This window comes from Endozoicomonas sp. GU-1 (genome assembly GCF_027366395.1).
Lineage (GTDB): Bacteria > Pseudomonadota > Gammaproteobacteria > Pseudomonadales > Endozoicomonadaceae > Endozoicomonas.
This window is the reverse complement of record NZ_CP114771.1, coordinates 4,261,257-4,274,373: the sequence shown is the minus strand read 5'-3', so window position 1 is coordinate 4,274,373 and position 13,117 is coordinate 4,261,257. Positions and strand designations below refer to the sequence as shown.

Annotated in this window: 5 protein-coding genes and 1 pseudogene; 2 read left to right on the top strand and 4 right to left on the bottom strand. The window is 48.3% G+C overall.

The features are described 5' to 3' along the window. Nucleotides 1-38: 38 nt before the first annotated feature. A complete protein-coding gene (locus O3276_RS17675) occupies nt 39-2,852 on the bottom strand; it encodes an RAP domain-containing protein (protein ID WP_269672520.1) in 2,814 nt (937 codons plus the stop codon). Nucleotides 2,853-2,918: 66 nt separating this feature from the next. Here O3276_RS17675 and O3276_RS17670 point away from each other — a divergent pair. Then, nucleotides 2,919-4,570, top strand: a pseudogene (locus O3276_RS17670) (IS1634 family transposase). Between the two features lie 464 nt (nt 4,571-5,034). Beyond that, a complete protein-coding gene (locus tag O3276_RS17660; protein ID WP_269672517.1) occupies nt 5,035-6,459 on the top strand; it encodes a transposase in 1,425 nt (474 codons plus the stop codon). On the opposite strand, the gene O3276_RS17655 is transcribed toward O3276_RS17660, so the two are convergent. From O3276_RS17655 to O3276_RS17645, 3 genes are all read right to left on the bottom strand, one after another. After that, entirely contained in the window at nt 6,456-6,767 is a 312-nt protein-coding gene (locus O3276_RS17655) for a hypothetical protein (RefSeq protein WP_269672516.1), read from the bottom strand. The two genes, O3276_RS17660 and O3276_RS17655, sit on opposite strands and share 4 nt — an antisense overlap. A gap of 119 nt (nt 6,768-6,886) precedes the next feature. Beyond that, on the bottom strand, nt 6,887-10,153 hold the full coding sequence (locus tag O3276_RS17650) for an RAP domain-containing protein (protein WP_269672515.1): 3,267 nt from the start codon (nt 10,151-10,153) through the stop codon (nt 6,887-6,889). Nucleotides 10,154-10,231: 78 nt separating this feature from the next. Then, entirely contained in the window at nt 10,232-13,111 is a 2,880-nt protein-coding gene (locus O3276_RS17645; RefSeq protein WP_269672514.1) for an RAP domain-containing protein, read from the bottom strand. Nucleotides 13,112-13,117 lie beyond the last annotated feature (6 nt).

The following is a 13,117-nucleotide window of genomic DNA, read 5'->3' as shown; positions in this document are numbered from 1 at the left end:
CATGGGAAATATAAAAAGTAGACTACTCGATGGCATCATCAGTCAGCCTTTTTCACTGACTTTTTTCTCCTTCTGTTTCTCTTTTTTGTTTTTTCTGTTGGCTCTTCTACATATTCTTCGGCGGTAAAATAACAGTCATCAGAAAATTCCCCTCCTTCATCGGCAGTAACGTATGCCTCATCTTCTGACCCCTCCCCGCTGTTATGTAACAAAGAGCCATAAGCCTTTGGTGGGACGGCTAACTTGGTCTTTATTTGCTCAATAACTATTTTTATTGTCTCCTGGTTCACAAGCCTGGTCACCGGGATCTCAATGACCTCTAATCCTGATTTTTGCAGCAGGGCGATTTTCAGCAACGTCGGCCCATTCCTGGTTTTGAAATCACCACTCACGTAATGGGAAGGTCCCTGAACGTCGATCACCATGTGGTACTCTGGTAGTAGCAGGTCAACCGGAGGTAATGAGTTCAGACTCTTTTCTTCTTCAATCTTCAACGAAGGAAAGCTTGATTGGAGTTGATCGCGGAGGATGGATTGAGATTGTGAAATGAGTGTCTGGTAATCGGGAACCACCGGACACGCTCTCCCAAGCCAATATGCAGCCATGGCAATGATGGATTGATCCTCTATACTGCCCGAAGATGTACTTTCCAGGCGAGAAAATAGTTCGCCTATGTGCTTTTCAAGGGAGTGTTTATCATTACTGCCTGATTCCAGATAAAACCTGGCAGCAAATACCATCACTCCCCAGAGAGACATCAATATACTTTGCTGAGAGAGCCGAGGTGTTTTACTGATTCTGTCAACAAGAAAATCGAACGTAGATTTCACCAGGTTCAGCTCAATGGCCTCACCCAGTTTCGCCAGGGCCCAAAGCAGGTTGGCGATACCTTGAGTGTTGAAGTGGTCTTTCTCTTCTTTTGATTCGGCTTTGGTTTTCACATGGTACAACAGCGCGGCCAGAGCTTCTTTGAGCTTCGGTGTCTTCTCCAGCTCCAGCCCGTTGTCCACCAGTATCACCACGGCCCACAGCAGGTTGATGGTACCTTGAGACTTGAAGCGGTCTTTCTCCTCTTTTGATTCAGCTCTGGTTTTCACATGGTACAACAGCGCGGCCAGGGCCTCTTTGAGCTTCGGTGTCTTCTCCAGCTCGAGCCCGTTGTCCACCAGTTTCGCCATTGCCCACAGCAGGTTGGCCACTGCCTGTGGCTTGAAGTGGTCTTGCTCTTCTTTTGATTCGGCTTTGATTTTCACATGGGGCAACAGCGCGGCCACGGTCTCTTTGAGCTTCACTGTCTTCTCCAGCGCCAGGCCATTATCCACCAGTTTCGCCAGGGCCCACAGCAAGTTGGCAATACCTTGAGTTTTGAAGTGGTCTTTCTCCTCTTTTGATTCGGCCCTGGTTGCCACATGGGGCAACAACGCGTTCACGGCCTCTTTGAGCTTCGCTGTCTTCTCCAGCCCATTGTCCACCAGTTTTGCCACGGCCCACATAAGGTTGACGATATGTTGAGGAATAAAGTGGTCTTTCTTTGCTTCTGCTTTGGTTTTCACCTGGGGCAACAGCGCGGCCACGGCCTCTTTGAGCTTTGTTGTCTTCTCCAGCTCGAGCCCGTTGTCCACCAGTTTCGCCAAGGCCCACAGCAGGTTGGCGACTGCCTGTGGCTTGAAGTGGTCTTTCTCTTCTTTTGATTCGGCTTTGGTTTTCACACAGGGCAACAGCACACACACGGCCTCTTTGAGCTTCGCTGTCTTCTCCAGCTCCAGTCCGTTGTCCACCAGTTTTGCCACGGCCCACAGTAGACTGGCGACTTCCTTTAGCTTGAAGCGGTCTTTCTCTTTTTTTGATTTGGCTTTGGTTGTCACATGGGGCAACAGCGCAACCACGGCCTCTTTGAGCTTCGGCGTCTTCTCCAGCTTTAGCCCGTTGTCCACCAGTTTCGCCAGGGCCCACAGCAGGTTAGTGGTACCTTGAGTGCTGACGCGGTCTTTCTCTTCTTTTGATTCGGCTATGGTTTTCACCTGGGGTAACAGCGCAGCCACGACCTCTTTCAGCTTCGCTGTCTTCTCCAGCGCCAGCCCATTGTCCACCAGTTTCGCCAGGGCCCACAGCAGGTTAGCGGTACCTTGAGTGTTGAAGCGGTCTTTCTCTTCTTTTGCTTCGGCTTTGGTTTTCACATGGGGTAACAGCGCAGCCACGACCTCTTTCAGCTTCACTGTCTTCTCCAGAGCCAGCCCATTGTCCACCAGTTTCGCCAAGGCCCACAGCAGGTTGACGGTACCCTGTGCATCAATCCCCCTGGCTTCAGGTTTTTGGTTGCACTTAAGTATTACTGAATCAAGTAAAGTTGACAGTAAAGCAGCTTGAGCTTCCTTAACCCACTCATCCATGTATTGATGAGGGGTAAAAACACCCGCTGAAGTAAATGAATGAAACGTTGTCGTCAGGCTTCGCCAAGTCCACCCGGGTGTCGCTTTAAAATTGTGCAACAAGGGTATCAGTTGACGTTGTTCACTGTGATTTAAAGGTCGTTGTGACGCTGCTGTGTATTGTTTAATTAAAGTGGCAAATTGACTGTGTTTTTTACCATCATAGCGATCACTGTAACGGGCAGATACTTCCACCAGCCAATCCATTTTTTCTTGTGTGATGAGAGCATTAAAACCATGATCAGGTTTTACTGAGTGTCCTGGTGGACGGTTAGCAGAGCAGGCATCAGAAGCAGGATGACGTTCATTACACCTCTGGATATAGGGCAGTGGCGCAATCATAAGCCTGACTGTGCCATGTCTGTATCGCCCACTTTTTGTAGAATCGGTACGATCATCCGGTTGTTTATAACTGCCTTTCACCACCCCGATTGATATTTTCCTGAAACCTGATGTCAAAGGACTGATCAGATCTTCAGGAGCACCGATATGCCGCCAGTTCAATACCAGTCTAAGAACCTTAATCACCTTGGCCTGGTTGCCGCCATGTGCCGGGAGCTAAAGATAGCCGAATATTTCGATGCACGCATAACCAATGACTCTGATGCACGCAATGTCACCATTGGACAGGCTGTGGTCGCAATGATCATCAATGGGCTGGGCTTTACAGGGCAGACCCTCTATCTGGTCCCTGAGTTTTTTGAGGACAAGCCGATTGATCGCCTCATTGGGGAAGGCATCCAGGCAGAACACTTAAACGACAAAATACTTGGCCGGGCTCTCGACAGTCTTTATGAAGTTGGCGTCAGTGACTTATACCTGAATCTTGCCATTAAGGTCGTCAACCATCTAAAGCTGCCCTGCAAGGCATTAAACCTGGACGGCACCAGCCTTCATACAGACGGTGTCTATAACAGTAATGAAAACCCTGATGACTTGAACTGCATCCATATCTGCCGCGGCTATAGCCGTGATCACCGGCCTGACCTGAATCAGGTTGTCTTGCAGTTAATCACCGAAAATGAGGCGGGTATCCCTGTGTTTATGGCACCTGCGAGTGGTAATGTAAACGACAAAACTTGCTTTCAGGAAATTATCAAAAATCATTTGTCGTGTTTTAAGGCAGCTTTGAATAACCGTTATCTGGTCGCAGATGCAGCCATGTACGTTGCTGAAACCCTCCAGTTGCTTGATAAGCAAAAACAGCTGTTTATCTCCCGGGTGCCGCTGAATATCAAGGATGCCAAGGAGCTGGTCGGCAAAGCGCCTGCGATGGCACTGGAGCCTGTTGAAGGCTATGAGGATTATTCTTTTACTGAAGTACCTGCCTGTTATGGTGATGTTCGACAACGATGGTTCTTGTTTCTCAATAAAAAGCGAAGGCTCAGTGAACAGAAAACGCTAACCAGAAAGATGCAGAAACAGTCACTGAAAGAAGCCCGCGATCTGGAAAAGTTGGGTAAAAAGGCTTTTCTGTGCCGGGACGATGCATTGGAGGCTTTTGCCTTGTGGCAGAAACAATCGAAACTCTGTCAAAGTGAAACGGAACCTGAGGTTATCTGTAAACCCTGCTATCCGGGCAAAGGGCGTCCATCGTCAGATAGTAAGCCTGATCACTTCGAATATTTTGTACAGAGCACATGCTTTGTTTCCTGCGAGAAAGAGAGAATTCGCTGGCCTCACTGGGTTGCTTTATCTTGGGCACCAATGATTTGGACCAAAAGGGTTTGAATACCCACAAGGGCATAAATGCCGCTGAGCTGTTGTCTACCTACAAGTCACAACAGAAGGTTGAAGGTGGCTTTCGATTCCTGAAGAGCCCGGACTTTCTGGTTTCCTCACTCTACCTGAAGAAAGCGGAACGAATTGAGGCCCTGTTAATGGTGATGACACTGTGTCTGATGGTCTATGCTGCTATCCAACACAGAATAAGGTATGAATTGAAGAAGCAGAGCCGTGTATTCTTAAACCAGAAAAAAAAGCCCTGCCAGAATCCAACGGCGAGATGGGTGTTTTTCTGTTTTCAAGGGGTTAGTGTATTAACGGTCAATAATCAGGAACAACGTGTGGTCGGTTTGAAGGAAAGACAATGGACGATCATTCAAGTTTTAGGCATTTTATATGAGTCGGTATATTCCTGATTGGGGTGGTGAAAGGCGGCTTAAGTATTACTGGATCAAGTAAAGTTGACAGTAAATCAGCTTGCGCTTCCTTAACCCACTCATCCGTGTATTGATGAGGGGTAAAAACACCCGCTGAAGTAAAGGAGTGAAACGTTGTCGCCAGGCTTCGCCAGGTCCACCCGGGTGTCGCTTTAAAATCGTGCAACAAGGGTATCAGGCGGCGTTGTTCACTGTGATTTAAAGATCGTTGTGACGCTGATGCGTATTGTTTAATTAAAGTGGCAAATTGACTGTGTTTTTTACCATCATAGCGATCACTATAACTCGACTCTAAAGTTTTAGTCTGACTATTGGGTCAAATTTGAGCAGGTCTCACTGCCGCTACTCGGACTTTAGCTGCGCAGAGTCTTCATCGTGGCAACAGGAGGCCTGCTGTACCAAGCTTGGTTGCAAAGTAATGTATTGGCAACATTCATGTGACCATGGTTATACGTATTCTTCCCTGCGCTACTCAATTTATTGATCATCTCGATCAAGCCTTACGCCGTGCTCCGCAAGCTCAGCGACTGACTACCAAGCAACGCTATTTTCTGGCATTTGTCATTTCGGCAATGATTCTGACGCAGAAGCTCTGTTGGGCAACCATGGAACGTCGAAGCCTTGGCCAATACACATCAGCCGCCTTATGGTGGATGTTTTACCGATCCGAAATTGTCTGGCATCTACTGCTACGCATCAGTGTTCTCGTCATTATTGGCCGCTATGGTTTATCAGAGGGAAATCTTCTTATTGACGACACCGGGCGCTCACGATGCAAACGAACCAAAAAGATAGGCAAGACCCACAAGATTAGGGAGAAGAAGACCAGTGGTTATGTCAACGGTCAGGAGCTGGTCTTTCTGGTTTTACAAACCCCGCTGGTGACCATTCCCATTGACTTCCGGTTCTATATGCCTGACCCGAAGATGACCGAATGGCGGAAGAAAAGAGACTTGTTGAAAAAACAGGGAGTTCCTCCAAAGGATCGACCTCCCAAGCCAAAGCCCAACAGTGAGTACCCAACAAAACAGCTACTGGCGCTGGATTTGATTCAGGCCTTCCAACGCCACTTTCCTGATATAAACGTCACCGGCATCCTGGCGGACGCTCTCTATGGTGATGCCCATTTTATGGATGGAGCTTCCTCAGTCTTCTCGGGAACACAGGTTGTTAGCCAGCTCCGTTGGAACCAGACGGTGATCTACAAAAACAAAGAAGTTAATCTGAAGACCTATTTTGACAGTTATCTCGGGCCTGGCGTTAAAAAAACTCTGGTCATACGAGGAGGAAAGGAGCAAAAGGTGACGGTATTGTCTGCCCGTCTCAAGGTCAAAGCCCATGGGCAGAAGCGATTTATTATTGCTTTGAAATACGAGGGAGAGGACGACTATCGCTATCTGGCCGCCACGGATGTTTCCTGGCGTCATGATGATATTGCCCGGCTTCACACGCTGAGGTGGTTGATCGAGGTGTTCTTTGAGGACTGGAAACTTCATGAAGGCTGGTGCAACAGAGCCTTGCAGCAAGGCATTGAAGGGTCTGAGCGTGGCGTGATCCTGAGCGTGCTGTGTGACCATATGTTGCTCCTTCATCCTGAACAATCTGCCCGCTTGGAACACAAGCAGCCTGCGCTTACCGTTGGCTGTCTGGTCGAGAAGCTCAGAATCGATGCGTTGCTGGATATCATCCGGACAGTTGTGGATTCAGAAAATCCTCAGGAGCAGTTCAAGAAGCTGACGGAGTCTCTGGAAGACTACCGGCCAGTGAGAATATCCAGCAAGCATATGGCGGGCAGGGAGCTGGGGAGAATGATGCCAACTGCTTCACTCAAGTATCGTTTACCGGAATATCAAACACTTGTGCATTAGAAACTTGAGAGTCGAGTATAACGAGCAGATACCCCCACCAGCCAATCCATTTTTTCTTGTGTGATGAGAGCATTAAAACCATGCTCAGGTTTTATTGAGTGTCCTGGTGGACGGTTAGCAGAGCAGGCATCAGAAGCAGGATGAAGTTTATTACGCTTCTGAATATAGGGCAGTGGCGCATTCACCTGCCTGACTCTGCCATGTCTGTATCGCCCATTTTTTGCAGAATCGGTACGATCATCCGAGTGTTTATATTCACTACCTGATGTTGTGCATTGCCAACTGACACCAGCACCGCCTCTGTCCATAATTATATTTCATTAATTCATGGAAAATATAAAAAGTAGACTAGTCTACGGCATCATCAGTCAGTAGTTTTTACTGACTTTATTCTCCTCCTGCTTCTCTTTTTTGTGATTTCATTTGGTTAACTGCTTAAATCTTCTTCGGCGGAAAAATAACAGTCATCGGAAAATTGCCCTTCTTCATCGGCAGTAATGTATACGTCATCTACCGCCTTCTCGCTGTTCAGTAACACAGGGCCATCAGCCTCTGGCAGGATGGCTAACTTTGTCTTTATTTGCTCAATAACGCTTTGCATTGAATCCCGGTCATCCAGCTCTGTCACCGGGATTTCAATAACCTCAAACCCTAATTTTTGCAGCAGGGCGATTTTCAACAAAGTCGGGCCATTCCTGGTTTTGAAATCACCCCCCACGTAATGGAAAGGCCCCTGAATGTCGATCACCATGTTGTAATCTGGCAGTAGCAGGTCAACCGGAGGTAATGAGTTCAGACTCGTCTCTTCTTCAATCTTCAAAGACGGAAGGCTTAATCGGAGTTGATCGCGAAAAATGGATTGTGATTGTGAAATGGTTGACCGGTAATAGGGAACCATCACCGGACAGGTTCTCCCAAGCCAGCTTGCGGCCATGGCCATGATGAATGGAGCCTCTGTATTGTACGGGGGTGGAATTTCCAGGCGAGACAACAGTTCATCTATAGGCTTTTCAAGAGCATTTTTACTGTCGCTACCGAAGTGCAGATAAAATCTGGCACAGAATACCAGGACTCCCCAGAGAGACATCGGTATATCTCGCTGAGAGAGCTGAGGGATTTCAGTGATTCTTTCAACAAGAGAATTGATCGCAGATTGGACCAGATTCAGCTCAATGGCTTCACCCATTTTCGCCAGGGCCCAAAGTAGATTGGCAACTTCCCTTGGCTTTAAGTGGTCTTTGTCTTCTTTTGCTTCGGCTTTGGTTTGCACATGGGGCAACAGCGCAATCACGGGTTCTTTGAGCTTTGATGTTTTCCCCAGCGTCAACCCCTTCTCCACCAGTTTCGCCAGGGCCCACAGCAGGTTGGCGATATTCTGCGAAGAAAATTGGTCTTTCTCTTCTATTGATCCGGCTTTGGTTGTCACATGGAGCAACAGTGCGGCCACGACCTCTTTGAGCCTCGGTGTCCTCTCCAGCTCCAGTCCGTTGTGCACCAGTTTCGCCACGGCCCACAGCAGGTTAACGATATCCTGAGTGCAGAAGAAGTCTTTCTTCTCTTTTGATTCGGCGTTGATTTTCACATGGGGCAACAACAACCTGACCACGACCTCTTTAAGTGTCGGTGTGCGCTCCAGCGCCAGTCCGTTGTCCACCAGTTTCGCCAGGGCCCACAGCAGGTTGGCTACTTCCTGCGGCTGGAACTGGCTTTGCCCTTCTTTTGCCTGGGCTTTGGTTTTCACCCAAGGTAACAGCGCAGCCACGGCCTCTTTCAGCTTCGGTGTCTTCTCCAGTTCCAGCCCGTTGTCCACCAGTTTCGCCATGGCCCACAGCAGGTTGGTGATCTGCTGAGGAATAAAGTGGTCTTTTTCTTCCTTTGATTTGGCTTTGGTTGTCACATGGTACAACAGCGCGGCCAGGGCTGCTTTGACCTTCGGTGCCTTCTCCGGTTCCAGCCCGTTGTCCACCAGTTTCGCCAGGGCCCACAGCAGATTGGCGATATGCTGAGGAATAAAGCGGTCTTTCTCTTCTTTGGATTCGGCTTTGGTTGCCACATGAGGCAACAGCACAGCCACCACCTCTTTGAGCTCCGGTGTTTTCTCCAGCGCCAGCCCATGGTCCACCAGTTTCGCCAAGGCCCACATCATGTTGGAGATATGCTGAGAAATAAAGTATTCCTTCTCTTCGTTTGATTTGGCTTTGGCCTTAATATGGCGCAAAAGTGCGGTAACAGCCTCTTTGAGCTTCGGTGTCTTCTCCAGCTCCAGCCCATGGTCCACCAGTTTCGCCACGGCCCAATATAGATTGGCAACTTCCTGTGGCGTGAAGTGGTCTTTCTCTTCTTTTGATTCGGCTTTGGCTTTCACATGGGACAACAGCACGGCCACAACCTCTTTCAGCTTCGGTGTGTTCTCCAGCTTCAGTCCGTGGTCCACCAGTTTCGCCAGGGCCCACAGCAGGTTGGCGGTAGTTTGATTGTTAAAGTGGTCTTTCTCCTCTTTTGATTCAGCTGTGGTTTTTACATGGGGCAACAGCGCAACCACGGACTCTTTGAGCTTCAGTGTCTTTTCCAGTCCGTTGTCCACCAGTTTTGCCACGGCCCACAGCAGGTTGGTGATATGCTGAGGAATAAAGTGGTCTCTCTCTTCTTTTAATCTGGCGTTGGTTGTCACATTGTGCAAAATTACGGCCACGACCTCTTTGAGCAACGGTGTCTTCTCCAGCTCTAGCCCGTTGTCCACCAGTTTCGCCACGGCCCACATCAGGTTGGCGTTACCTTGAGCGTTGAAGTGGTCTTTCTTCTCTTTTGATTCCGCTCTGGTTTTCGCCTGGTGCAACAACGTGGCCACAGCCTCCTGGAGCTTCGGTATCTTCTTCAGTTCCAGCCCGTTGTCCACCAGTTTTGCCACAGACCACAGCAGGCTGGCGATTCGCTTGGGAATAAAGTGGTCGTTCTCTTCTTTGGATTCGGCTTTGATTTTCGCATAGGGTAACAGCGCGGCCACGGCCTCTTTCAGCTTCGGTGTTTTCTTCAGTACCAGCCCATTGTCCACCAGTTTCGCCAGGGCCCACATCAGGTTGACGGCACCCAGTGCATCAATATCTCTGGTTTCCTGATTGCACTTAAGTATTACCAGATCAAGCAAATTTGACAGTAAAGCAGCTTGAGTTTCCTTAACCCACGCATCCATGTATTTATGAGGGGTAAAAACACCCGCCGAAGTAAATGAATGAAACGTTGTCGTCAGGCTTCGCCAGCTCCACCGGGGTGTTGCTTTAAAATCGTGCAACAATGATATCAGTTGACGTTGTTCACTGTGATTTAAAGGTCGTTGTGACGCTAATGTGTATTGTTTAATTAAAGTGGTAAATTGACTGTGTTTTTTCCCATCATAGTTTTTACCGTAATGGGCAGAGACCTTTGCCAGCCAATCCATTTTTTCTTTAGTAACGAGAGTATTAAAATCATCAACAGGTTTTACTGAATATCTTGGCGGATAGTCAGCAGAGCAGGCACCAGAAGCACGATAAAACTCATTACGCCCCGGAATATAGGGGGTTGGCGTATGCGCCTGCCTGGCTGTGCGATGTCGATATCGCCTGTCCCTTGAAGAATCGCCATGACTCTCCGATTGTTTATAATCATTACCTGATGTCGTGTATTTCCAACTTATGCCAGCACCGCCTCTATCCATATTTACATTTCATTAATTCATGGAAAATATAAAAGTAGACTACTGGCTTGTTTTTAGCCCATCTTGCTTAAATGTCTATCAACTCCTGTGTAATTGCCGCTTGAGTAAATGGGTTTTTACCGGCTTTTTTCTCTTCCTTTTTCTTTTTGATTTACCTGTTTTCTCTTCTAAATACTCTTCGGCAGTAAAATAACAGTCATCTGAACATTGTCCGTCTTCATTGGCAGTAAAATATACTTCATCTGCCGCCTCCTCTTCCCTGTCAGGTAACACAGAACCATGGGCCTCTGGCGGGATGGCTAACTTTGTCTTGAGTTGCTCAATAACGATTTTCCTTGAATCCTGGTTGTTAAGTTTGTTCACCGGGATTTCAACAACCTCAAATCCCAATTTCTGCAGCAGGGTGATTTTCAGTAACGTCGTGCCATTCCTGGTTTTGAAATCACCACTCACGTAATGAAAAGGTCCCTGAACGTCGATCACCATGTTGTAATCTGGCAATAGCAGGTCAACCGGGGGTAATGAGTTCAGACTCTTTTCTTCTTCTATCTGCAAAAACGGAAGGCTTGACTGGAGTTGGTCGCGGAAAGTGGCTTGTAATTCTGAAATGAATATCTGGTAATCGGGGACCACCGGGCACACTTTTCCAAGCCAACTTGCGGCCATGGCCATGACGGTTTTAACCTCTGTATTGTCCGGACAGGTATTTTCAAGGCGAGAAAAAAGTTTACCTATGTGCTTTTCAAGCGGGTTTTTATCATTGCTACCTGAGCCCAGATAAAATCTGGCACTGAATACCATGACTCCCCAGAGTGACATGGATATATTTTGCTGAGAGAGTCGAGGGTTTTTGCTGATTCTGTCAACAAGAAAATCGAACGTAGATTGAACCAGGTTCAACTCAATGGCCTCACCCAGTTTCGCCAGCGCCCACAGCAGGTTGACGGTACATTGAGTGTTGAAGTCGTCTCTCTCTTCTTTTGATTCAGCTTTGATTTTCACATGATACAGCAGCGCAGGCACGGCCTCTTCAAACTTCGCTGTCTGATCCAACACCGGTCCATTGTCCAACAGTATTGCCAGGGCCCAAAGCAGGTTGATGGCACCTTGAGTGGTGAAGTGGCCTTTCTCTTCTGTTGATTCGGCTTTGGTTTTCACATGGGGCAACAACGCGACTACGGCGTCTTTCAGCTGCCCAGTCTCCTCCAGCTCCAGCCCATTGTCTACCAGCTTGGCAAAAGACCACAGTAAGTTGGAGATTCCCTGTGGCTTGAAGTGGTCTTTCTCTTCTTTTGATTCCGCGTTGATTTTCACACGGGACAACAGCACGGCCACGGTCTCTTTCAGCTTCGGAGTATTCTCCAGCCCGTTCTCCACCAGTTTCGCCATGACCCACAGCAGATTAGCGATATGCCGAGGCACAAACTGGTCTTTCTCTGCTGTTGATTCAGCTTTGGTTGTCACATGGGGTAATAACGCGGCCACGGCCTCTGTGAGCTTCACTGTTTTCTCCAGCTTGAGCCCGTTGTCCACCAGCTTAGCCATGGCCCACAGCAGGTTAGAGATATGCTGAGGAGTAAAGTGGTCTTTCTCTTGTTTTGATTCGGCTTTGGTTGTCACAAGGGGTAATAGCGCGGCCACGGCCTCTTTCAACTTCGTTGTCTTCTCCAGTGTCAGACCGTTGTCCACCAGTTTCGCCAGGGCCCACAGCAGGTTGGCGATATGCTGAGGGATAAACAGGTCTTTCTCTTGTTTTGCTTCGGCCCTGGTTTTCACATGAAGCAACAGCGCGGTCACGGCCTCTTTGAGCTGCACTGTCTTCTCCAGCTCCAACCCGTGATCCACCAGTTTCGCCAACGCCCACAGCAGATTTGCGATAGTTTGAGCGTGCAAGTGGTCTTTCTCTTGTTTTGATTCGGCTTTGTTTTTCACCTGGGGCAACAACGCAGCCACAACATTTTTGAGATTCGGCATCTTCTCCAGCTTCAGCCCATTGTCCACCAGTTTCGCCACGGCCCACAGTAGATTGCTGACTTCCTGTGGCTTGAATTGGTCTTTTTTTGCATCAGCTTTGGTTTTCACCCGGGGCAACAGCGCGGCCACGGCCTCTTCGAGCTTCGGCGTATTGTCCAGTTTCAGCCCATTGCCCACCAGTTTTGCCATGGCCCATAGCAGGTTGGCGACTTCCTGTGGCATGAAGTGCTCTACTTTTGATTCAGCTTTGAATTGCACAAGGGGCAACAGCGCACTCACAGCCTCTTTCAGCTTCGGTGTCTTCTTCAGCTCCAGCCCATTGTTCACCAGTTTCGCAAGGGCCCACAGCTGGTTGGTGATACCTTGTATATCTACATCACTGCCTACAGTTTTCTGGTTGCACTTAAGGATTAATGCATCAAGTAACGTTGACAGTAAAGCAGCTTGAATTTCCCTATTCCCCTCATTCATGTATTTATGAGGGGTAAAAACACCTGCGGAAGTCAGTGAATGCAGCGTTGTTGTCAGACTTCGCCAGGACCACCCCGGCGTCACTTTAAAATCGTGTAGCAATGGTAGAAGTTGACGTTGTTCACTATGATTTAATGGTCGTTTTGACCCTGAGGTGTACTGTTTGATTGAACAGGCAAATTGACCATGATTTCTACCATCATAGCGATCACCATAACGAGCAGATCCCCCCGTCAGCCAATCCTTTATTTCTGGAGTAATAAGGGCATTAAAACCATCAACAGATTTTATTGAATGGCCTGGCGGATGGTGAGCAGAGCAGGCATCAGAAGCGGGATCAAATTCATTACGCTTTTGGGTATAGCGTAGCGGCACTTGCACCTGCCTGACTGTGCCAGACCGGTATTGCCCACTCCCTGAAGCACCGGCATGGTCATCCGGTTTTTTAAAATCATTACCTGAAGCTGTGTATTTCCAACCAGGTTGACAAACACCGGCACCGCCTCTGTCCATATTTAT